Source organism: Flagellimonas zhangzhouensis (assembly GCF_900102925.1).
GTDB classification, from domain to species: Bacteria; Bacteroidota; Bacteroidia; order Flavobacteriales; family Flavobacteriaceae; genus Flagellimonas; species Flagellimonas zhangzhouensis.
This window is the reverse complement of record NZ_FNKI01000001.1, coordinates 807,438-829,095: the sequence shown is the minus strand read 5'-3', so window position 1 is coordinate 829,095 and position 21,658 is coordinate 807,438. Positions and strand designations below refer to the sequence as shown.

Annotated in this window: 20 protein-coding genes; 8 read left to right on the top strand and 12 right to left on the bottom strand. The window is 40.1% G+C overall.

Translation table 11 applies throughout. From position 1 onward, the window contains the following. Positions 1 to 58: 58 nt before the first annotated feature. Together dxs and BLQ18_RS03625 are read left to right on the top strand one after the other, a co-directional pair. The gene (gene dxs / locus BLQ18_RS03630; protein WP_417935093.1) at positions 59 to 1,852 is read left to right on the top strand and encodes a 1-deoxy-D-xylulose-5-phosphate synthase; all 1,794 of its coding nucleotides are present in this window, start codon (positions 59 to 61) and stop codon (positions 1,850 to 1,852) included. Next, positions 1,843 to 2,898, top strand: a complete 1,056-nt coding sequence (locus tag BLQ18_RS03625; RefSeq protein ID WP_090292718.1) for a DUF3078 domain-containing protein — start codon at positions 1,843 to 1,845, stop codon at positions 2,896 to 2,898. The genes dxs and BLQ18_RS03625 overlap by 10 nt, the downstream gene beginning before the upstream one ends. On the opposite strand, the gene dgt is transcribed toward BLQ18_RS03625, so the two are convergent. Then, positions 2,895 to 4,253, bottom strand: coding sequence for a dGTP triphosphohydrolase (dgt, locus tag BLQ18_RS03620; protein WP_090292715.1), 1,359 nt, complete (start codon positions 4,251 to 4,253; stop codon positions 2,895 to 2,897). The two genes, BLQ18_RS03625 and dgt, sit on opposite strands and share 4 nt — an antisense overlap. A 147-nt stretch (positions 4,254 to 4,400) precedes the next feature. Between dgt and BLQ18_RS03615 the strand changes: the two genes are divergently transcribed. Genes BLQ18_RS03615 through BLQ18_RS03605 form a run of 3 tightly spaced genes read left to right on the top strand, consistent with a single transcriptional unit; the run spans position 4,401 to position 8,538 of the window. Further along, the gene (locus tag BLQ18_RS03615; protein WP_090292713.1) at positions 4,401 to 6,674 is read left to right on the top strand and encodes an inorganic phosphate transporter; all 2,274 of its coding nucleotides are present in this window, start codon (positions 4,401 to 4,403) and stop codon (positions 6,672 to 6,674) included. A 35-nt stretch (positions 6,675 to 6,709) separates the two neighbouring features. Next, positions 6,710 to 7,426: a DUF6503 family protein gene (locus BLQ18_RS03610; RefSeq protein ID WP_090292710.1), complete on the top strand. Its 717-nt coding sequence runs from the start codon at positions 6,710 to 6,712 to the stop codon at positions 7,424 to 7,426. A 5-nt stretch (positions 7,427 to 7,431) separates the two neighbouring features. Next, the gene (locus BLQ18_RS03605; RefSeq protein WP_090292707.1) at positions 7,432 to 8,538 is read left to right on the top strand and encodes a glycoside hydrolase family 130 protein; all 1,107 of its coding nucleotides are present in this window, start codon (positions 7,432 to 7,434) and stop codon (positions 8,536 to 8,538) included. A 2-nt stretch (positions 8,539 to 8,540) separates the two neighbouring features. Here the strand turns inward: BLQ18_RS03605 and nadD are convergent, their stop codons facing one another. From nadD to BLQ18_RS03575, 6 genes are all read right to left on the bottom strand, one after another. Next, the gene (nadD, locus tag BLQ18_RS03600) at positions 8,541 to 9,125 is read right to left on the bottom strand and encodes a nicotinate (nicotinamide) nucleotide adenylyltransferase (RefSeq protein ID WP_090292705.1); all 585 of its coding nucleotides are present in this window, start codon (positions 9,123 to 9,125) and stop codon (positions 8,541 to 8,543) included. Positions 9,126 to 9,128: 3 nt separating this feature from the next. Then, on the bottom strand, positions 9,129 to 9,728 hold the full coding sequence (gmk, locus tag BLQ18_RS03595; protein ID WP_090292703.1) for a guanylate kinase: 600 nt from the start codon (positions 9,726 to 9,728) through the stop codon (positions 9,129 to 9,131). Continuing rightward, complete coding sequence (locus BLQ18_RS03590) at positions 9,725 to 10,582, bottom strand: YicC/YloC family endoribonuclease (RefSeq protein WP_090293661.1); 858 nt, start codon at positions 10,580 to 10,582, stop codon at positions 9,725 to 9,727. The genes gmk and BLQ18_RS03590 overlap by 4 nt, the downstream gene beginning before the upstream one ends. A gap of 78 nt (positions 10,583 to 10,660) precedes the next feature. After that, positions 10,661 to 11,413: a 3-keto-disaccharide hydrolase gene (locus BLQ18_RS03585; protein WP_090292700.1), complete on the bottom strand. Its 753-nt coding sequence runs from the start codon at positions 11,411 to 11,413 to the stop codon at positions 10,661 to 10,663. Between the two features lie 2 nt (positions 11,414 to 11,415). Further along, positions 11,416 to 12,156, bottom strand: a complete 741-nt coding sequence (locus BLQ18_RS03580; RefSeq protein ID WP_090292698.1) for a 3-keto-disaccharide hydrolase — start codon at positions 12,154 to 12,156, stop codon at positions 11,416 to 11,418. After that, positions 12,153 to 13,205: a sugar phosphate isomerase/epimerase family protein gene (locus BLQ18_RS03575; RefSeq protein ID WP_090292695.1), complete on the bottom strand. Its 1,053-nt coding sequence runs from the start codon at positions 13,203 to 13,205 to the stop codon at positions 12,153 to 12,155. The genes BLQ18_RS03580 and BLQ18_RS03575 overlap by 4 nt, the downstream gene beginning before the upstream one ends. A 161-nt stretch (positions 13,206 to 13,366) precedes the next feature. On the opposite strand from BLQ18_RS03575, the gene BLQ18_RS03570 reads away from it, so the two are divergent. After that, the gene (locus BLQ18_RS03570; RefSeq protein ID WP_090292692.1) at positions 13,367 to 13,831 is read left to right on the top strand and encodes an ASCH domain-containing protein; all 465 of its coding nucleotides are present in this window, start codon (positions 13,367 to 13,369) and stop codon (positions 13,829 to 13,831) included. Positions 13,832 to 13,967: 136 nt separating this feature from the next. Here the strand turns inward: BLQ18_RS03570 and BLQ18_RS03565 are convergent, their stop codons facing one another. Genes BLQ18_RS03565 through BLQ18_RS03545 form a run of 5 tightly spaced genes read right to left on the bottom strand, consistent with a single transcriptional unit; the run spans position 13,968 to position 19,129 of the window. After that, the gene (locus tag BLQ18_RS03565) at positions 13,968 to 15,104 is read right to left on the bottom strand and encodes a Gfo/Idh/MocA family protein (protein ID WP_090292690.1); all 1,137 of its coding nucleotides are present in this window, start codon (positions 15,102 to 15,104) and stop codon (positions 13,968 to 13,970) included. A gap of 32 nt (positions 15,105 to 15,136) precedes the next feature. Then, the gene (locus tag BLQ18_RS03560) at positions 15,137 to 16,366 is read right to left on the bottom strand and encodes an MFS transporter (RefSeq protein WP_090292688.1); all 1,230 of its coding nucleotides are present in this window, start codon (positions 16,364 to 16,366) and stop codon (positions 15,137 to 15,139) included. A gap of 50 nt (positions 16,367 to 16,416) precedes the next feature. Continuing rightward, positions 16,417 to 17,646: a nucleoside permease gene (locus tag BLQ18_RS03555; RefSeq protein ID WP_090292686.1), complete on the bottom strand. Its 1,230-nt coding sequence runs from the start codon at positions 17,644 to 17,646 to the stop codon at positions 16,417 to 16,419. Positions 17,647 to 17,664: 18 nt separating this feature from the next. Further along, positions 17,665 to 18,108 carry a DinB family protein gene (locus tag BLQ18_RS03550; protein ID WP_090292683.1) on the bottom strand — a complete coding sequence of 148 codons (444 nt, stop codon included), beginning with the start codon at positions 18,106 to 18,108 and terminating at the stop codon, positions 17,665 to 17,667. Between the two features lie 22 nt (positions 18,109 to 18,130). Then, entirely contained in the window at positions 18,131 to 19,129 is a 999-nt protein-coding gene (locus BLQ18_RS03545) for a sugar phosphate isomerase/epimerase family protein (protein ID WP_090292681.1), read from the bottom strand. A 135-nt stretch (positions 19,130 to 19,264) separates the two neighbouring features. On the opposite strand from BLQ18_RS03545, the gene BLQ18_RS03540 reads away from it, so the two are divergent. Together BLQ18_RS03540 and BLQ18_RS03535 are read left to right on the top strand one after the other, a co-directional pair. Continuing rightward, complete coding sequence (locus BLQ18_RS03540) at positions 19,265 to 20,983, top strand: GMC oxidoreductase (RefSeq protein ID WP_090292679.1); 1,719 nt, start codon at positions 19,265 to 19,267, stop codon at positions 20,981 to 20,983. Beyond that, complete coding sequence (locus tag BLQ18_RS03535) at positions 20,983 to 21,636, top strand: gluconate 2-dehydrogenase subunit 3 family protein (protein WP_090292677.1); 654 nt, start codon at positions 20,983 to 20,985, stop codon at positions 21,634 to 21,636. Before BLQ18_RS03540 ends, BLQ18_RS03535 begins: the two co-directional genes overlap by 1 nt. Positions 21,637 to 21,658 lie beyond the last annotated feature (22 nt).

Sequence of the window (21,658 nt, the reverse complement as noted above, 5' to 3'; positions counted from 1 at the left end):
TCAAAATTCATGTATTCGCTAAGCTAAGCATAAATAATTATGGGGATAATCGATACTTTTGTTTTTTTATTTCTTGGAAAATCTACTGGTACATATTGATTCCCCCAAAGACCTCAAAAAACTGACCTTGGCTGAGTTGCCACAACTTGCCCAAGAACTACGGGATTTTATAATTGATATTGTCTCCACCAAGGAAGGACACCTCGGCGCCAGTTTAGGTGTTGTGGAACTTACCATAGCCCTTCATTATGTGTTCAATACCCCAACCGACAAACTTATTTGGGATGTGGGGCATCAAGCTTACGGACACAAAATTTTAACTGGAAGAAAAGACATTTTCGAAACCAATAGGCAATTGGGTGGCATAAGTGGTTTTCCCAAAAGAAGTGAAAGCGAGTACGATGATTTTGGAACAGGACATAGTTCAACCGCCATTTCGGCGATTTTAGGAATGGCCATGGCCTCAAAATTGAAAGGAGATGTAGATAGACAGCATATCGCCGTAGTGGGTGATGCCTCTATAGCCGGTGGAATGGCATTTGAAGGTCTCAACCATTTGGGAGTCACCGATGCAAATGCACTTATTATCCTTAACGATAATGCCATTGGAATCGATCCTAGCGTGGGAGCACTCAAAAAATACCTCACCAATGTTAAAAAAGGCACTGCCAAAGATGAAAATATCTTTGAATGCCTTAATCTAAATTATTCTGGCCCAATAGATGGTCATGATGTTATGGTCTTGGTTTCAGAATTAGAACGTTTGAAGCATATACAAGGTCCTAAATTACTCCATGTAATCACCAAAAAAGGTAAGGGTTTAAAAAAAGCCGAAGAAGACCAAGTGGTGTACCATGCACCAGGAAAATTTGATAAAAAAACTGGCGAACGTCTTAAAAAGTCGAGTACCAACGAACCTCCAAAATACCAAGAAGTTTTTGGGTACACCCTTGTGGAATTGGCTCAAAAAAATGAAAAAATTGTGGGCATTACCCCAGCCATGCCAACAGGGAGTTCACTTAAATTAATGATGGATCAAATACCAGACAGGGCTTTTGATGTGGGCATTGCGGAACAACATGCCGTTACCCTTGCTGCTGGAATGGCCACTCTGGGATTGATTCCATTTTGTAATATCTACTCCACTTTTTTACAGCGTGCCTATGATCAGGTAATTCATGATGTGGCTTTACAAAACCTGCCCGTGATCTTTTGTTTAGACCGTGCGGGACTAGTGGGTCAAGATGGACCAACACACCATGGCGTTTTTGATCTGGCCTATTTGAGATGTATCCCCAACATGATTGTTTTTGCCCCAATAAACGAAATGGAATTGCGCAATATCATGCACACTGCCCAACTTGGACTGGATAATCCCATTGCGATCCGATACCCTCGTGGTCGTGGTGTCAATTTAAACTGGCGTCAAGATTTTCAACCCATTGAAATTGGGACGGGAATCTGCCTAAAAGAGGGATCTACAACCGCAGTTTTGACTGTAGGGCATATTGGAAATGAAGTTGGAGAAATTATCGCATCCTTGGACCAAAACGAATCCATCGGACATTACGATATGCGATTTGTAAAACCATTGGATAAAAATATGCTTCGAACTATTTTTGGACAGTACGAGCAAATCATAACCATTGAAGATGGATGCAAGATGGGTGGATTTGGTTCGGCAGTGCTGGAATTTGCCAATGAGGAAGGGTTTACCAAACCAATTAAAATTTTTGGTATTCCTGATGAGTTTATTGCTCAAGGCACCATAGATGAGACACATAAAATAGCTGGTATAGATTTTGATACCCTAAAAACTTTTATACAATCAACCACAGACCAATGCGAATAAGTTTTTTTCTATTCCTATTCCTTACGCTTTCCTTTTCCGTCAATGCGCAGATTACCCGTCTAAAAGTTTTTGAACCCGATAGTACCGATTCTGGATTTAAAGTGGTGCGCATAAAAGAGGTTAAACTTAAATATCCCGTTCGAAGTGCAAAGCTTACCGATCCACGCACGGTTCTTAATCGAGTTAAACCTGTTAGCAGATGGTACCGACGATTTAAGCCAACATCGTTTTGGAAAAAAGTGAATGAGTTTGGGTTGAACATCAATGAAGTTGCTTTTGTAAACTGGAATGCAGGGGGTGATAATTCCGTTTCAGCGTTAGCTAGCTTCAAATTTGTGCGAAACTATAAGTTTCGATATCTGAGTTGGGACAACGAAGTACAAATGCGATATGGATTAAACGCACAGGAAGGGAGAAAACTTCGAAAAACGGATGATCAATTGCGATTATCGACTACTTTAAGTTTCAGGAACGATACCATTACCAAATGGTACTATTCCGTTAAAATGAACTTCAATACCCAGTTTTCCAACGGTTATAAATATCCCGACCGTGAAAACCCGATTTCCAAATTCATGTCGCCTGGTTATCTCTTTCTGGGTATGGGTACCTCGTATATTCCAAACGATAAGTTTAATTTGTACATATCGCCTGCTACCTTAAAATCTACTTTTGTTTTCGATGAAAGATTGTCTAACCAAGGTGCATTTGGGGTCGATCGAGGGAAAAATACCTTTGTAGAACTTGGTTTTTTGATCACCAACACTTGGGAACATGAAATTCTCACCAATGTAATCTTAGACCATCGAATAAGTCTTTATACCGACTACGTGCGCAGTTTTGGCAATATAGATGTGGATTGGCAAATGAATTTCAACTTGAAAGTGAACAAGTTTCTCACAGCCAATATTGGCACCCATCTTATTTATGATGATGATATAAAATTTGACGAAGTAGTAGATGACGATGGTTTGATTGTTGATCCTGGTGAACCTCGCATCCAGTTTAAACAGCTTTTGGGAGTTGGTCTCCTCTACTCCTTTTAAATCATTCTGCCAGTTAATTTATCATGAATGTGTACTGCGGCACTATCCGATAAACTAGCAACAAAACAACTGGTGTCTAGCAATATTTGGTATACAGAGGTGTCAAAATTTCGATAGTTTTCAGGTAAACTTTTAATCAACAAACGGTCATAATTGGTATCGTTTCCGTTTTTGGCGTTGACCAAAGAGGAAGTAAACATATCCAATAGATCCGAAATAATACGGTAACCCGCCAATTCTTTGTCAACTACATCTTGGGATTGGTAAATTTTTTCGACACTTAGTTTGATGATGTCCTCTACTTGAGCCTGATATTTTCCTTTGTCCAAAAGGGCTGCATCAAAAGTGCCGTTCATGATTTTTTCTTCGTTCTTCACAAAAACCTCAACTGCATCTTTGATCAGGGTACTGATTGCCAATGCCCTCAAATAACTCAATCGGTCAGAGGAGTTCGTCATGGCATTATACTTTTTAGTATTGATGTTTTCTTTTACCAAATTGATCAAGTATTCCAACGCATATTCCTCGGGGATTAATCCCAAATTGATACCATCTTCAAAATCAATGATGGTGTAGCAGATATCATCAGCCGCTTCCACCAAATAGGTAAGTGGATGCCGTAAAAATCCTGTTTTAGGGTGACTTGGATTGGGCAACAGCCCTATTTCATTGGCAACTTCCAAAAAGAACTCCTTCTCCGATTGAAAAAAACCAAACTTCTTATCGGCAATGTTTTTGGATGGTTTTTTGGGCAAGGATCCTTTAGGATATTTCATAAAAGCGCCCAAAGTGGCATAACTTAATCGCAATCCGCCAGGAACACCTGCCCTAGATTCCGTTAAAAGTTTAAAACCATTTGCGTTTCCTTCAAAATCAATCAAATCTTGAAACTCTTCTGCTGTAAGTTGCTCCTTGTATTTAAAACCGCTCCCCTGTTTAAAATAGTTGCCGATGGCTTTTTCACCACTGTGTCCAAAGGGTGGGTTTCCAATATCGTGTGCCAATGCAGCGGCAGCGACGATGGCTCCGAAATCATTAAAATGATAGCCGTGAACTTCACTTAAAAAAGGGTATTTAGCAATAATTTGTTGTCCTGCACTTCGTCCAAGGCTTCGCCCAACCACAGATACTTCCAAACTATGCGTTAATCGTGTGTGTACAAAATTCTTTTGGGAGCCAACACTAATGGGCATTGGAAACACCTGGGTCTTATCTTGCAAACTTCTAAAGGCAGAGGAAAAGATGATGCGATCATAATCCACCTCAAACCCAAGTCGGGTCTCATTTTGCTCTTTTCGCAATCGCTTCGAGGTATCTCCCTGTCGTCTTAAAGAAAGTAATTGTTCCCAGTTCATTGGAATTGATTTGTGGCGAAGATATATCAAAAGATAAACCTTTGGTATTTGTGCCACATTTATTGGTATTTTTAGCACCGTATTTGGTAACATTATGTTAACCTCATTGCGAATTTATAGTGGCATTTTTGCCATATTTATTAAAGAATGGGTGATAATATCTACATTTTCATGGTTGCTGCCCTCGGTATTTTGGCCATTACCGATTTGGTGGTTGGGGTAAGTAACGATGCAGTCAACTTTTTGAATTCGGCCATTGGGTCTAAAGCCATATCCTTTAAAACCATTATGATTGTTGCCAGTGTTGGAATTGCCTTTGGTGCAGTTTCATCCAGTGGAATGATGGAGGTTGCTCGAAAAGGAATCTTTAATCCTGGTGAATTCGTTTTTGAAGAGATCATGTTCATATTTATGGCGGTAATGATCACCGACATACTCCTGCTCGATTTTTTCAATACACTGGGAATGCCCACATCAACAACGGTATCCATTGTATTTGAACTTTTGGGAGCTTCTGTAGCCATTTCTTTGATCAAGATTGCAGACTTAAATGGTGGTTTCTCAGATTTAGCCACTTATATCAATACCGATAAAGCAGCTGAAATTATATTCGGAATACTCCTTTCAGTCGTCATTGCATTTTCTATTGGTGCACTGGTACAATTCATATCACGGATATTGATTTCATTCGATTTCAAATCCAAATCCAAGTGGGTAGAATCTATTTTTGGCGGATTGGCCATCACAGCCATTGTATATTTCATCTTGGTAAAAGGACTTAAAAGTGCCGCCATTTTTGATGGTGCCATTTCTGATTTTGTCGCTGCTCAACCCGAATTGTTCCTGTTGGCCAACATGGTTATTTGGACTTTAATATCCTACCTAATGGCCACTTTAGGTAGAGTAAATATTTATAAGTTGGTAATCGGCTTTGGAACTTTTGCCTTGGCCATGGCTTTTGCAGGTAACGATTTAGTAAACTTCATCGGAGTTCCTATTGCTGCATTGCAATCCTACCAAGATTGGCAAGCATCTGGTATTGCACCAGGTGATTTTAATATGCAAGGTCTGGCTGCTGCTGTGCGTACTCCTACCATGCTCCTACTATTTTCTGGTGCAGTAATGGTGATTACACTTTGGTTTTCATCTAAAGCTAAAGGAGTGGTAAAAACCAGTGTGGATTTAGCTAGACAGGATGAAGGAGATGAGCGTTTTCAACCCAACTATTTATCGCGTCAAATTGTAAAATTCAGTATTGCCGCTGCAGAAAGCTTAGGAAAAACAATCCCACCCTCTCTTCAAAAGAAAATAGATAAGAGGTTCGTAATTCCTTACACTTATGTTCCAAAAAGTAAAGTACAAGAACAACCTGCTTTTGATTTGGTTCGTGCTTCGGTAAACTTAATGGTGGCCAGTGTGTTGATTTCTATCGCAACCTCAATGAAATTACCTTTATCCACTACCTACGTAACCTTTATGGTAGCCATGGGTACTTCTTTGGCCGATAGGGCTTGGGGTGCTGAAAGTGCTGTGTACAGGGTTGCTGGGGTGCTCAACGTAATTGGAGGTTGGTTCTTTACAGCACTAAGTGCATTTGTTGCTGCAGCCATTATTGCCTATTTATTGTTTATTGGAAAGTTTGTGGCTTTGACCATTATGTTGGTTGCCGCAGCTGCCATCTTGTTGAGAAACTACTTATCTCACAATAGGAAGACCAAAGAGATCAAGGCTGAAGATAGTCTTCGTAAAGCTGAAAGCAGTTCCATCCAAGGAGTGATTGAAGAAAGTGCGACCAACATTGCCAATGTAATAAAGCGTAGCAACCGAATCTACACCAACTCTATTAACGGTCTTGCCAAGCATGATCTTGACTTTTTGAAGAAAAACAAAAAGCAAGGTGCCAAACTTTCCACAGAGATTGATGGACTGCGTAACGATACTTTTTACTTCATTAAGAATTTGGATGAAGCCCATGTGGGTGCCAGTAATTTCTACATTAATATTATGGGACACTTAACAGATATGTCCCAGTCGCTTGAGTATATTGGAAAAGTGAGCTACAATCATGTTCACAACAACCATAAAAAACTCAAATACAACCAGATCAAAGAGTTAAAAGAAATTGATCAAAAGCTGGAAGAAATATTCAATACCACCCAACAGGCTTTTGAAAAACGTTCTTTTGAAAAAATAGGAACCATTCTGAATTCAAAACAGGAACTGAATGATATGGTTTCCCAAAAGATTGATCACCAGATTTCCCGAACCAGAACCGAAGAATCAAGTCCAAAGAACACTACGTTGTACTTCTCTTTGTTGTTGGAAAGTAGGGATTTGATCAATGCCATGATGAATCTTTTGGAGCAATACTTCGCAGAATACGATAGCTCTGTTACACCAGCTAAAATTGAAAAGAAATAAAAAATGGTATCTTTCATTTCGGTAAATCATCCGATATGAAAAAACAGATTCCATTTTTACTTTTCTTGGTTTTTATTCAATTCCAAAGTTTACAGGCACAACAAGAAACCGCCCAACAGGTTCTGGAAAAAGCAATTGCTTATCATGACCCTAATGGTAACTGGGGAGGACTTAAAACCACTTTTAAGGTGACCATGACCACTCCAGAACGACCCGAACGAGTGAGCACCATTCAGGTTGATTTTCCGAAGCAAGTTTTTAATCTAACTGTAAAACAAGCCGAAAACACTTCGCATTTTAAAATTACCAATGATGGGTGCGATATTACCTTAAATGGTAGTGCTGAATTTTCGGAAGAGGATAAAGAGAAAATGCGATTGACCTGTGAGCGGGGTAACTTTATGAAGGATTATTACACTTATCTATATGGGTTACCGATGAAATTAAATGACCCTGGCACCCAATTGAATCCTAAAGTGCAAAAGAAAACTTTTAAAGGGAAAGAATATTTGGTTTTGAATGTCACGTACGATGCTGAAGTAGGTACTGATGAATGGTATTTTTATTTTGATCCAAGTACCTACGCCATGGAAGTCTACCAATTTTACCACGATGAAAGCAAGAATGATGGTGAATACATCCTGCTTGAAGGCATAGAGGAAATTAATGGAATTAAAATGCCGAAAACACGTGCTTGGTATGTGAACAAAGACAATAAATATTTGGGCACAGACACCTTGGACAAAATTTAAGCCAGATGGGAAAAGAAACCGTTCATACACTGATTCTTTTACTTTTTTGTACTGCTGTTTTTGCTCAAACTAAAGAAAAGGAATGGATGTTGGGTCCTTTTGTTCGAGCAGAAAATGCGCAACCCATTTTACAAAAAGATGGTGAATCTACCTTTAAAGATCCAATAACTGAAAAGGTGGTTCATTGGGAATCCATGGCCACTTTTAATCCAGCAGCCATTGTTAAGGAAGATTCCATTTACGTCTTGTACCGTGCCGAAGAAAAATTAGGTGAAAAGGAAATCGGTGGTCACCGTTCCCGAATAGGAATGGCAACAACTTCTAATGGCACCACTTATAAGAAATGGGCTAATCCTGTTTTTTATTCGGACAATGACAATCAAAAAGAAAATGAATGGCCAGGGGGTATTGAAGATCCAAGAATTGTTGAGACCGAAGATGGTCTTTATGTACTAACCTATACACAATGGAACCGAAAAGTGCCTAAGTTGGCTGTTGCTACATCCAAAGATTTGGTGCATTGGGAAAAGTATGGCCCCGTTTTTAGAAATTATAAGGATGGGCTGTACCATGAAAATGAAACCAAATCAGGAGCAATAGTTACCGAACTTAAAGATGGAAAGTTGGTTGCTGCCAAGATCAATGGCAAATATTGGATGTATTATGGAGTACCACACGTTTGGTTGGCTTCTTCAACCAATTTAACCGATTGGACCCCTGTGGAAACCTACGAAGGTAAACTTGCCCCTGTATTAAGCCCAAGACCAGGTTATTTTGATTCGTGGTTGGTGGAAGCTGGCCCACCACCCCTGCTCACCGATAAAGGCATTGTTGTAATGTACAATGCAGGAAATTCCCAAAACATTGGAGTAAAAGAATTGGGCAATAGAATTTATACGGGTGGACAAGCGCTTTTTGATGCCAAAGAACCGTGGAAACTATTGGACAGAACTACTCAACCATTCATTCAACCAGAATTGCCTTTTGAAAAATCGGGTCAATATAAAGACGGAACTACCTTTTTGGAGGGATTGGTGTTTTTCAAAAATGTATGGTATTTGTATTATGGAACGGCGGACAGCATGGTAGGTCTGGTCACATTTAAACCTTAAGACTACCTGTAAAAATTCATCTCATCCATATATTTCCAAACCGAATAAGGTAATAAAGGACGGATATTTTTACCTGCATTATGCGCTTTGCGGATAAAGGTGGATGATATTTCCATAATGGGCGCATCCACTTTAGTGATTTTGGGATGTCCTTTAAACTGATGCTCAATTTCCCCGTTTGAAATCCTTGGATACACATAAATGGAATACAGGTCTAAAATGGTCTCATAGTTTTTCCATTTATGGAAACTCTTGAGGTTATCCTCACCCATGATCAGCGCAAATTGATGATTCCCTCCGTACTTTTCATCCAAATGCACCAAAGTATTGATGGTATAATTGGGCTGCGGAAGATCAAATTCAATTTTACTGGGTTGTAACTTGGGGTAGTCTTTGACAGCTTCATAAACCATCTGATACCGATGATTATCATCCAAAAGCGATTGCTTGGTCTTAAATGGACTTTGGGGAGTGATTACAAACCAAACCTCATCGAGATCGGAAAACTCCACCAAATGGTTTGCAATGGCCAAATGACCTATATGAATAGGATTAAAGGTCCCAAAAAAGAGCCCTACCTTTTTCATGGTCTAATCTTCTTTGGAATCTGGAATTTTGGCACCTACATAATCGGCCACCAATTTATGGGCTTCTTTTAAGGCCACATCCAACTCGTAGTTTTTAATGATGGTATCGAACTGAGGAGCAGTTGCCAACTCAACAGAGGCTTTGGCGACCCTCATATTGATTTTATCCTCGCTTTCAGTACTTCTTTTCTTAAGCCTAATTTTAAGCTCATCCACACTTGGTGGTTTCACAAAAACGGCCAAGGTTTTATCTGGGAATTTCTTTTTGATACGCAATCCTCCAACTACGTCAATGTCAAAAATTACATTCTTGCCTTCAGCCCAAAGACGTTCAACTTCGCTTTTGAGAGTACCGTAAAAATTATCTCGATACACCTCTTCCCATTCCAAAAAATCCTCGTTTTTGATGTGTCGCTTAAACTCGGAAACCGACATGAAATAATAATTTATCCCATTCTTTTCTTTTCCACGTCTAGGTCGCGAAGTAGCAGAAACGGAAAATGCCAGATTGAGTTCTGGCTGGTCCAACAAATACTTTACAATGGTAGTTTTACCACTGCCAGATGGTGCTGAAAATATGATAAGCTTGCCTCCTTCTGTCATAAAACATTAAGCATTTGTTCCTTGATTTTTTCCAATTCGTCCTTCATCTGCACCACCAATTGTTGCATGGGAGCATAGTTCGCCTTGGAACCAATGGTATTGATTTCCCTTCCAATTTCTTGGGAGATAAACCCCAATTTTTTTCCATTGCTTTCTTTGGAATTCAAGGTGGTTTCAAAATATTTTAAGTGGTTGGCCAATCTCACTTTTTCTTCGGTGATGTCATACTTCTCTAGATAGTAAATCAGCTCTTGCTCAAATCTATTGGCATCGAGTTCTACCTTAAGGTCAGCAACAGCACGTTCCAAACGTTCACGAACCGATCCCAATCGTTCAGGATCCATTGTTTTCACTTCTTCCAGCAAACGGTTTAGGTTTTGAATCCTTTCCACAAAATCCTTTTCTAGTACTTCACCTTCCTCATTTCTGAATTCAACGATATTGCTCAGCGCCTCTTTCATGGCCGAAACAATAGATTTATATTCCTCCTCGTCAATATCGTTTTTGTCTGTTTTCAGGGTGTCTGGCATGCGAAGCGCCAATTCCAATAATTTAATATCGTCGCCCTCTGCAATTTTTGCCAACTGGCTCATGTAGTTTTTCACCACGCCTTGATTTACTTCGGCAGTGGTTTCTTCACCAGTTATCTCCACATACAATCCAAAATCGACTTTACCTCTAACCAGATTGTCCGCTATCATTTTACGAAGCTCCAGCTCCTTTTCACGATACGCTTGTGGAATTCTGGCATTGATGTCCAAACTTTTACTATTGAGCGATTTCAACTCAATGGTAATTTTTTTGGAGGGAAGTTGAATTACGTGCTTCCCAAAGCCTGTCATGGATTGAATCATAAGCAAAAGAATTTTGCCAAAGGTAACCAAAATAGCTTTTGTACCCTTGGCAATTAAACTGTTGTAAAAGAGTGGGAATTAAAGTTCCCTTACCCAAATATTGCGATAGCTCACACGGCTGTTATCTCCGTGATCCTGTAATTTAAGTGGTCCTTTTCCATGCACTGGATTTTTGGGCCAACCGATATAGGGTGTTGTGCCCTTGATCTCTACATGATCCTGAATCAATACACCATTATGAATCACAGTTAATGACCCTGATTTTACTTTTTGACCTTTCTCAAATTCTGGAGCATGGTAAATAATGTCGTAGGTGTTCCATTCTCCTGTTGGAACAGAAGCCATGGCCAAAGGCACATGCTGCTTGTAAATAGAACCTACTTGACCATTCACGTAGGTGTCATTATTATTGTTGTCCAAAACCTGCACCTCATAAAGTCCATTTAAAAATATACCACTATTTGCACGGTGTTGACCCTCTAATTGCACATCGGCTGGGGATTTCCATTCGATATGCAATTGGATGCTTCCAAAGTTCTGTTTGGTCTGGATATCGCCAGTTCTGTTGTTTACCGTCATGCTACCATCTTTGTTCAAGATCCATTTTGCAGCAGTGCTGTCGGCAACACTTATCCAATTGTCCAATGAAGTACCATCAAAAAGTACAATGGCATCACTGGGAGCAGAACCATTGGTTCCTGGGGTAACTTTGGGTGGTTTTGGTTCGTAAAATTCGGTTTCTTCTGGTGTTGTGGGCTCTACCTCTTGGGCGGAAACAAATCCAGCAGCAAGTAGCGATAGTGCCAATAGTCCGTTTGTTAATTTTAACATGCTTATAGTTCTTTAATTTTTATGTTTCTGAAAGCGACTTTATCACCATGATCTTGTACCCCAATTTTTCCAGTTGTAAACTTGGCAAAATCTTCCCAATCAGCAAATTTTGATTTGGCCACCAATTCATCCCATTCAGGGCTGTTCACTGGAAACTCTACAATTTTTACTCCATTTTGAATCACATGGCCTTCATTGGTTTTGTGATTGATCATCAACTCAACAGAATTCCATTCTCCAGCAGGGTTCACCGAATTCTCCGATGGTGGAACTATATCATACAAAGAACCTGCCAAACGATCTTCGCCATTTTTGGCATCTGGGTGGCGCTCATTGTCCAATACTTGAATTTCTGGTCCAGTGATATAAGGCTGTCCGAATTTTTCATCCTCCTTTACACCCCAAAAGAAACCACTGTTTCCTCCTTCGGCAATGTTCCATTCCAAGGTCAGAACAAAATCTGTGTATTCGGTATCTGTTACCAAGTTGTAGTTGGCTCCTTCTGGTCTTGGGTCTGGCGTGTACAGTACCATAGCACCATCTTCCAATACCCAAGGTTCGGTCACTTCCCCTCCGTTGTAAAAATGCCATCCGTCAAATGAAGTACCATCGAACAATACGCTCCATTCGGGTTCCTCTACTACTTCAATAACTTCTTCGGTTACTTCTTCAACCTTTTCTTTTGGTTTTTCCTTGCATGCAAAGGTTACAGCCAGGACGGCTAATAAAAGTGGTTTTCTCATAATCCTAGTATTCGTTTTAGTTGTTCTTTATCTATTTCAGCACCTGCAAAATCATCAAAGGTCTTGGTTGTGGCTTCAATAATGTGGTCTTGGATAAATTTAGCTCCTTCCCTTGCACCTTGCTCTGGACTTTTAATACAGCATTCCCACTCCATTACGGCCCAAACATCACATCCGTATTGGGTCAATTTGGAGAAAATGGTCTTAAAGTCGATTTGACCATCTCCCAAGGAGCGGTATCTACCTGCTCTATCTCCCCAATCGTTATAGCCTCCGAAAGCTCCTTTTTTTCCTGTTGGATTGAACTCGGAATCTTTTACGTGGAAGGATTTGATGAATTCGTGGTAAAAATCGATGTACTCGATGTAATCCAATTGCTGCAATACAAAATGGCTTGGATCATAAAGAATATTCACCCTTTTATGATTGCCAGTTGCTGCTAAAAAGCGCTCAAAAGTATCCCCATCGTGAAGATCTTCTCCTGGGTGAATTTCATAACACACATCAACACCTTCTTCATCAAAATGGTTTAGAATAGGCATCCAACGATTGGCCAATTCTTCAAACCCCATTTCTACCAAACCAGCAGGGCGTTGTGGCCAAGGGTGTGCGGTGTGCCAAAGTAAGGATCCAGAAAATGTAGCATGGGCATTCAACCCCAATCTACGGCTGGCAGTTGCTGCTTTTTTTACGGTTTCCACAGCCCATTTTGTGCGTTCTTTGGGTTTACCGTGCAATTCTTTGGGAGCAAAATTGTCGAACATTAGATCGTATGCAGGATGTACGGCTACCAATTGACCTTGCAAGTGTGTAGAAAGTTCGGTGATTTCCAAACCGTATGAGTTGATTTTGCCTTTAAGTTCATCACAATAATCTTGACTTTCGGCAGCTTTGTCCAAATCTATCAGAAACGATTCCCAAGTAGGAATCTGAATACCTTTGTACCCCAAATCGGATGCCCATTTGCATAGACCATCCAACGAATTGAAAGGGGGTTGACTATCTACAAATTGTGCCAAGAATACGGCTGGCCCTTTAATTGTCTTCATTGATATTGATTTTTAGGAATTTATAAATCCGCATATAATTGGGATTTATCTTCTATATTTAAGAAAAAAAGTATGTTAATTTTATGTCGCATGTAGTAAGATATAAATATAGCGATTCGTTAACAATTAATAATACTTAGCGATTTTTTTAAATACCATTTATGGAAAATGCTTCTGCCCGTAATCTTTGGGGCGATTTTTTAGACGCACATTTGGAATTTGCTTCGGAAGATGCTCCAAAGGTGATTCATTTTTGTGATAATGAAACGGATGCCAATACGTGCGCGGAATTGGTCTGTAAGGAAACCAAAAGAGCCACTTCTCATTCGTTAAAAGGGCTACAATTACGCAATGAAAATTTACCTAAAATCGGGGATTTTTATGTAGTCACGGATTGGAGTGGAAATGCCAAGTGTGTTATTAGAACCACAGGGGTAAAACTGCTTCCTTATTTTAGTATCAAAGAAGATCATGCACGATTGGAAGGTGAAGGCGATAAAAGCCTTGATTATTGGAAGAAATCCCATTGGGATTATTACACCAGAGAATTGGGCGGTTTAGGAGCTTCTCCAAAAGAAAGTATGATCGTGGTTTTCGAAGAGTTTGAAATGCTCTACAAAAAATAATGACTGCTTAAAAAGTTTGATGCCGTCATTCTGAATTTATTTCAGAATCTCATTGTCTAAAGACAAATTTTGATGAGAACCTGAAACCAGTTCAGGTTGACTTCTTCTTTTCAAGCAGCCATTTTCTAGAAAGGCCTTAATCCATATCTACCCAAATATTTCCCTGTTTGTGGGAAGCTACGGTATTCTCAATAAATTTAAGACCACGAACCCCATCCATCATGGTTGGGAATTCACCGCTATTGTATTCTTCTCCACGGATAGCTTTAGCAGCTCCTAAATAGATATTCGCCATCGCATCGAAAATTCCCTCTGGGTGTCCTGGAGGTAATTTTGTTCCATCCAAAGACAATTTGGAATTATAAGCGTGACCTGGTTTATATACCTGCAACGGTTCTGGATCGTTTAATTTGTATAGATAATTTGGGTTTTCTTGCTCCCATTTTAATCCTCCTTTTTCACCATAAATGGCAATGGTCAAATTATTTTCTTCTCCTGTTGCAACTTGACTGGCTCTGATAACACCTTTCACGTTTCTATCCATTCGGATTAAGGCAGTACCGTCCATATCCATCACATTGTCATCGTACATATAGTTGAAATCACAAAGTAAGGACTGAACTTGCAATCCTGTTGTAAATTCCACCATGTTGAAGGCATGCACTCCAATATCCCCCATACAAGAGCTGATTCCTGCTTTTTTAGGATCTAATCTCCAAACGGTTCCACGTTTTTCTTTATCGTGAATGATTGGATTCATCCAACCTTGATAATATTGTGCATCTACTTTGTGTACCTTGCCAATCACACCCTCTTTGATCATTTCGCGCATTTGGCGCACCATTGGGTATCCTGTGTAAGTGTGGGTAACTGCAAATACAGTTCCTGCTTTTTCCAAGGTTTCTTGTAAAATCAATGCCTCTTCATAAGTAGTGGTCATTGGCTTTTCACAAATCACATTGAACCCGTTTTCCAATAGTTTTTTGGCCATTGGAAAGTGCAAAAAGTTAGGGGTTAGAATGGAACATACCTGAATACGCTCATCTTCAGGCAATTTCATTTCCTCTTCGATCAACGTATCAAAATCTTTATAGATTCGGTTCGTTGGAACATCTATCTCTTCTGCAAAAGCAAGGTTGTCGTCATAGTTAGGGTTAAAAACCGCCCCAACAATTTCATAATTATCATTGATAAAGGATGCTACTCGGTGCAAAACCCCAATTAGGGAATCTCCACCACCACCAAGTATTCCTAGTCTTATTTTTTTTGGCATTTTCTTTTACTATTAATTTTGGGTTATAAAATCTATTCTGATGTGTGCTCTTGTGGTACTCTTCTTTCTTCCAATTTTTTACGGAACAAGAACAAAATGGCAAACAAAATGGCTACTGCCAATGGGAAAAACATCATTTTTCCAAGAGTTGCCTTTCCTGCTGAAAGCTCCGCTACTTGATCTGATAATCCAGATGAAACCGCTGCTTCTTTGGCACTATCCAACCAGCCACCGATCACGGGTTGCCAAATGGATGTGGCGAACATTCCTGCCCCACCTACCAACGACATCCCCAAAGCTCCTGTTTTAGGAAGGTACTCGGATGTAAAGCCGATCATAGTAGGCCAAAAATAACAAACTCCCAATGCAAAAATAACTGCTGCCAAGTAAATCATGGATCCTTCAGCTATACTCATACCGTACACCGCTACAGTTGTAATAACAGCAGACATTAAGAGTACACCAATTGGGTTGATTCTATGGACAATCGGACCTGCAAAAAATCGTCCTATGGCCATAATCCCTGTAACCATGGCCAAAACCAACATTGGACTGGCTCCTGAATTTCCAAGGATTCGCTCTACCCATTGCTGTGGGCCAAACTCGGATATGGCAGTCAAGGTCATACAGATCATGATGAAAATAAACAATGGATCGGCCAGCGACTTGATGTTTTTGGCAGTATCTGTTTCGATATGCTCGCTCTCTGGAAATTCTTGTTTGAAGAACATGTATCCATAGATCAAGGTCGGAATCAACATTACGCCAATCTGTAATTGCCATCCCATTCCAAAATCTGTCATAAATTTTGAGATCAAGGAACCGATCACGATACCTCCAGGGAACCAAACATGAAACCTGTTCAGCATAGCTGTACGGTTTTTAGTAAACATGTCTGCAATCATGGGGTTACAGGCTGCTTCCACAGAACCATTTGCAAATCCAATAAAGAACGTGGAAATGATCAAGGTCCAGAAACCTCCAGCTACAATGGTAAGCACCAATCCCAAAAGGTGGCAAACGAACGCCGTAACCATTAGTTTTCGGGCACCAATTTTATTGTAGAGCAAACCTCCGAATATCATGGCCAAAGGGAATCCCAAAAAGGCCATACTGTTGATCCACCCCAATTGCTGGTTGGAAATTCCAAATTCCTCACCCAATTGGGTTAGAATACCTGCCCTAATGGCAAAGGTCATGGATGTTACGACCAGCGAAATACAGGCAGCTAAAAAAAGCTGTTTTTTGTTTACGTTTTTCATGTTTGTATCAGTTAATTTTTGGTTGTTGTTATTTTATGGCATTATGTGTTTTATGATTTGTATTCTACTTTTTCATTTTTAAAGATCAATGCAAACAATATAAATACTACTGCTGCAAATGCGGATGGATAAATCCAAATGCTTTCCCAAGCGTGAGTTCCATCCTCCAAAGTAAGTGAATCTGTGATTTTTCCCGCAATCCAGAATCCAATCAACATTCCCACTCCATACGTGGCCAATGTGATCAAACCTTGGGCAGCACTTTTATATTTTTCACCCGCTTTGGTATCGGTATAGATCTGTCCAGATACAAAGAAGAAATCATAACAGATTCCGTGCAATGCAATTCCCATGATCAACATAAAGGAAAGTTCGCCTGCATTACCATAGGCAAACAACAAGTAACGAACTGTCCAAGCCAACATTCCTACCAATATGGTTTTCTTAAATCCGAATTTGGTAAAGAAAAATGGTAAAGCAAGAATGAACAAGGCTTCTGAAATTTGACCAATGGCCATTTTACCTGTTGGATTTGCCAATCCGATTTCCGCTAAGAAAGGGTTTGCATTCTGATAGTAAAAAGCCAATGGAATACAGATTAAAACGGATGAAATGAAGAAAACCAAGAAGTTTTTATCCTTCAACAATTTTAAGGCATCCAAGCCCAACATATCCGAAATGGTCACCTTTTCACTTTTATCAACTGTTGGTGGTGTTTTTGGCAATGTAAAGCTGAAAACTCCCAAAATAGCAGAAGCGATTCCTGCCATTAAAAAGGTGTTCTTCAACATTCCTGCTCCTAAAGCCTCTGGTGAATCCCAAACAAAAACGTAGCTGATCACCAATCCTGCCAAGATCCAACCGATGGTTCCAAACACACGAATGTTCGAAAATTCCTTTGCGGGATCTTTCATTTGGTTGAATGAAATGGAATTTACCAAAGCCAATGTTGGCATATACAAAATCATATACCCTAAAACATAGGGATAAAAAGAGGTAAAGTCTGTTGAGCTATACATTTGATACATTAAAAATGCACCGATTAAATGAAGCACACCTAAAATCTTTTCGGCATTAAAATATCTGTCGGCAATCAATCCAATAATAAAAGGTGCTATGATCGCTCCCCAGGATTGGGTTGAAAATGCCATTGAAGATTGTCCAGCCGTAGCTTCAAGATTGTTCCCAAGGAAAGTCCCCAAGGTCACGAACCAACCGCCCCAGATAAAAAATTCTAGGAACATCATAAAAGACAGTTGGAATTTGGTTTTAATATTCATGTTTAATTGAGTTAGTTTTCATCGTTTGTAATGCACATAATCCAATGGATCTGGGACAAAACCTGCGTTTCGCATTTCCATCATAATTTGTCCCCTATGGTGCGTGGAGTGGTTGATTATATGAAAAAGAATATCCTTTATTTGATTGGTAAAGGCTCTCCCTTCGCTGTTTTCGTACTCCAGTCTTTTTTCAAAATTATCCGTATTGCTGACAATTTCAAAGGAAGTGCGTTGGTTTTCGTAGTGGATTTCTTCCCATTTAACAAAAGAATGTAAATCCCATACCCCTAACACACTCGGAATGCCCATCATTCTGTGATTCCAGATATGATGGGCATTTAAAATGTGACTAAAAAGTCGTTCGCAGTTGTTAGGCAACTTATCCAAAGCACCACACTGCTGAATTATTTTTTTGTTACAATAAAAATTGTAATCGAACAGTTCATGAAAAAATCCCTTCATGGACCTTTAGTGGTTGATTCTTTTATTCCAATATCCTTTCAAGCAGTTTTTTTGTTGCCAAGATACCTTCTTCTTCACTCAATTCGGAACCTTCGTATTCTACATCAACATATCCAGAAAATCCAGCATCTTCCACAATTTTCAGCATTCTTTCAAAATCGATGGTAGTTTCATTTCCTTCAGCATCAAAATCAAAGGATTTACAGCTAACTCCCTTAGCATATGGCATTAATTCCTCTACACCTTTATACTTGTCATATTCTTCCACACATTTAGAGGAGTAGTAATCTCCAGCTTCTCTTTTGATGCAGAAATTACCAAAATCGGGAAGGGTTCCAACATTGTCCATCCCAACTTTATCCATAACCTCTGCCAACATTTTCGCATTGGATGATGGTCCGCCATGGTTCTCTACGATAATATTGATGTTTTTGTCCTTTGCATAGGTTGCCAATTGGGTAAGCCCATCAACAGAGGAAGGCGTCCAAACTTCTGGATCCATACTTCCATTCAGGTTCACTCGAATGGAGTGACATCCCAAAGCAGCTGCAGCATCAACCCACTTATAGTGGTTTTCAACGGCTTCTTTTCTTTTGGCAGCATCTTCAACCGCGATATCTCCTTGACCATCTACCATGATCAATAAATTGGTCATTCCGTATTTATCGCTTTCAGCTTTACTTTTTGCCACCCAATTGTTCATGGCCTCTTCAGAAAAATTGGCTGCCTGTAATTCTTTGTAATAAAGGGCACTAACGTATTCCAATCCGTCAAATCCCCATTTGTTTGCTTTTTCGGCAAAGGTGTAAGGATCAACGCCTTCTTCAAAAATCATTTTGTGCATGGACCATTGTGCCAGGGATATTTTAATGTCTGGTTTGGTCTCTTCAACAGCAACAACTTCGGCAGTGGTTTCCTCTGTATTTTCTGTCTTTGGATTTTGCTTACAGGAATAGATTCCCAATAATGCGATCGCAATCAAGCTTAAAATGCTGTTTTGCGCTAAACTTCTTTTGTTCATATCTTTAGTTAGTTAATTTCATGTGGAACTCAAAAACTATAACGTTATAGTGCTGAATTCTCAATAAACATAGGGTTTAAATGTAGAAAATTAATTTAATAATTAATACATTTAGCAAATAAACAATCCGAATAAATGAGTAAATTTTATTACAACCAGGAACAGGAATCCTATGATGCCATAGTGGTAGGAACGGGCATTAGTGGCGGTTGGGCTGCTAAGGAACTGTGTGAAAACGGTCTTAAGACTTTGGTCTTGGAGCGTGGTCCGATGGTAAAACACCGTGAGGATTACCCAACGGCCAATATGGACGATTGGGATTTTCCACATGCAGGAAGAGCTACCCGAGAAGATGTGAAACAACAGGAAAAACAATCCAGAACAGGGTATACTACAGGTGCTGCCTCCAAACACTGGTTTGTAAACGATTTAGATCATCCTTACAATGAAACCAAGCGTTTCGACTGGATGCGCGGATACCATGTAGGTGGTCGTTCCATTATGTGGGGGCGTCACAGCTACCGCTGGAGCGATATTGACTTTGCTGCCAACAAGAATGAAGGTATTGCCGTTGACTGGCCTGTTCGTTACAAAGATATAGCTCCTTGGTACGATAAAGTAGAAAGTTACATCGGAGTTTCTGGAGAACTACTTGGTTTGCCACAATTGCCCGATGGACAGTTCGAGCCTATGATGGAGTTGAACTGTGTGGAAGGTTTGGTACGTGAAAAGGTAGCCGAGAATTTTGGTGGTCGTGTTGTAACGGCTGGTAGGGTTGCCCACATTAACAGTGATAAAAAGTTTGAAGGTGATGGCCGTGTGCGTTGCCAATTTAGAAATAGATGTATTAGAGGGTGTCCTTTCGGAGCTTACTTTAGCAGTGTTTCTTCTACCTTGCCTGCTGCCGAAGCTACGGGCAACATGACTTTGAGACCAGATTCCATTGTTCACGAAGTAATTTATGACCCAGATACCAAATTGGCTACAGGTGTTAAGGTAATCGATAGAGAAACCAAAGAAGAATTCGTATTCAAGGCCAAAGTAATTTTCCTTTGTGCTTCAGCCATTGCTTCTACTTCTATTTTGATGCAATCGAAATCCGACAGATTCGAAAACGGATTGGGTAACGATTCTGGAGAGTTGGGCCATAACGTAATGGACCACCACTTCTTGGTAGGTGCATCTGGTAAATTTGACGGTTTCGAAGACAAATATTACAAGGGTAGAAAACCAAATGGAGTTTATATTCCAAGATTTAGAAACTTGGGTGGCGATTCCAATATGAAAGATTTTGTTCGTGGTTATGGTTACCAAGGTGGTGCCAATAGAGGTAACTACGAAGAAATGGTTGCGGAAGCTGCTTATGGTAAAAACTATAAAGATGCTGTATTGACCCCAGGTGGTTGGAACATGAGTATCAATGCTTTTGGAGAAACACTTCCTTACCACGATAATAAAATGACCTTGGATTACGACAAAAAGGATAAGTGGGGATTACCTACCGTTACTTTTGATGCCGAAATCGGAGAGAATGAACACAACATGAGAAAGGATATGCAAGATCAAGCCGTTCAAATGTTGGAAAAAGCTGGTGCTAAGGATGTGGTTGCATTTAACAGACCTTACGCTCTTGGATTGGGCATACACGAAATGGGAACTGCCCGTATGGGTCGTGATCCTAAAACCTCCGTGGTTAATGGTAACAACCAGGTGCACGCTTGCAAGAACGTTTACGTGACCGATGGGGCCTTTATGACCTCAGCAAGTTGTGTGAACCCTTCGTTGACCTATATGGCGTTTACCGCAAGAGCAGCTAATCACGCCGTTCAAGAACTTAAAAAAGGAAACATATAATGGAAAGAAGATCAGCACTCAAAAATATGGGGATGGCCTTCGGGTACGCCGTGGCCACTCCAACACTATTGTCACTGCTCAACAGCTGTAAGGACAAACCTGCCTTTGCAGAATGGACCCCTAGTTTCCTTGATAAGGAAAAAGGATATGCCCTGGCGCAGACCGTGGACGTGATCCTTCCAAAGACCGATACACCTTCTGCAACAGAAATGAACGTGCATACCTTTATAGATGCCTATCTGGACGAGGTAATGCCGTTGGAGCAAAGGGAATTTGTAATGATGAAAATGGATGCCTTCTATGACAAGGTACTTGCCGATTCTGGAAAGACCTCACTCATGGACATCGAAGCTGCGGATATTGAGCCTGCTCTGCAGACATATCTTAAAAAGCGTTCCGATGAGGAAGAGAAACTGCACTTTGAGGCCATTATGAATTACATGGAGGCCATCAAAGAAGGTGGAGCTGCTACCCTTGATGAGGAAATCTCCCGTTTTTCCTTTGCGACCGAATTGAGAGATCTGGCCACTTGGGCCTATAAATCATCGGAATATATTGGTGAAGAGGTTCTGGCCTATCTACCTGTACCTGGTGAGTACATCGGTTGTGGAGACCTTCAGACATTGACAGGCGGAAAGGCTTGGTCTATATAACCAAGACTCCTATGATAATTAC

Excerpts from the sequence above, each read along its gene's own strand:
- BLQ18_RS03610 (WP_090292710.1), top strand. The coding sequence starts at position 6,710 with ATGAAAAAACAGATTCCATTTTTACTTTTCTTGGTTTTTATTCAATTC.
- BLQ18_RS03590 (WP_090293661.1), bottom strand. The coding sequence starts at position 10,582 with ATGATTCAATCCATGACAGGCTTTGGGAAGCACGTAATTCAACTTCCC.
- BLQ18_RS03570 (WP_090292692.1), top strand. The coding sequence starts at position 13,367 with ATGGAAAATGCTTCTGCCCGTAATCTTTGGGGCGATTTTTTAGACGCA.
- BLQ18_RS03540 (WP_090292679.1), top strand. The coding sequence starts at position 19,265 with ATGAGTAAATTTTATTACAACCAGGAACAGGAATCCTATGATGCCATA.
- BLQ18_RS03615 (WP_090292713.1), top strand. The coding sequence starts at position 4,401 with ATGGGTGATAATATCTACATTTTCATGGTTGCTGCCCTCGGTATTTTG.
- BLQ18_RS03605 (WP_090292707.1), top strand. The coding sequence starts at position 7,432 with ATGGGAAAAGAAACCGTTCATACACTGATTCTTTTACTTTTTTGTACT.
- BLQ18_RS03565 (WP_090292690.1), bottom strand. The coding sequence starts at position 15,104 with ATGCCAAAAAAAATAAGACTAGGAATACTTGGTGGTGGTGGAGATTCC.
- nadD (WP_090292705.1), bottom strand. The coding sequence starts at position 9,125 with ATGAAAAAGGTAGGGCTCTTTTTTGGGACCTTTAATCCTATTCATATA.
- BLQ18_RS03555 (WP_090292686.1), bottom strand. The coding sequence starts at position 17,646 with ATGAATATTAAAACCAAATTCCAACTGTCTTTTATGATGTTCCTAGAA.
- BLQ18_RS03535 (WP_090292677.1), top strand. The coding sequence starts at position 20,983 with ATGGAAAGAAGATCAGCACTCAAAAATATGGGGATGGCCTTCGGGTAC.
- BLQ18_RS03560 (WP_090292688.1), bottom strand. The coding sequence starts at position 16,366 with ATGAAAAACGTAAACAAAAAACAGCTTTTTTTAGCTGCCTGTATTTCG.
- BLQ18_RS03625 (WP_090292718.1), top strand. The coding sequence starts at position 1,843 with ATGCGAATAAGTTTTTTTCTATTCCTATTCCTTACGCTTTCCTTTTCC.
- BLQ18_RS03580 (WP_090292698.1), bottom strand. The coding sequence starts at position 12,156 with ATGAGAAAACCACTTTTATTAGCCGTCCTGGCTGTAACCTTTGCATGC.
- dgt (WP_090292715.1), bottom strand. The coding sequence starts at position 4,253 with ATGAACTGGGAACAATTACTTTCTTTAAGACGACAGGGAGATACCTCG.
- BLQ18_RS03575 (WP_090292695.1), bottom strand. The coding sequence starts at position 13,205 with ATGAAGACAATTAAAGGGCCAGCCGTATTCTTGGCACAATTTGTAGAT.
- BLQ18_RS03545 (WP_090292681.1), bottom strand. The coding sequence starts at position 19,129 with ATGAACAAAAGAAGTTTAGCGCAAAACAGCATTTTAAGCTTGATTGCG.
- BLQ18_RS03585 (WP_090292700.1), bottom strand. The coding sequence starts at position 11,413 with ATGTTAAAATTAACAAACGGACTATTGGCACTATCGCTACTTGCTGCT.
- BLQ18_RS03550 (WP_090292683.1), bottom strand. The coding sequence starts at position 18,108 with ATGAAGGGATTTTTTCATGAACTGTTCGATTACAATTTTTATTGTAAC.
- gmk (WP_090292703.1), bottom strand. The coding sequence starts at position 9,728 with ATGACAGAAGGAGGCAAGCTTATCATATTTTCAGCACCATCTGGCAGT.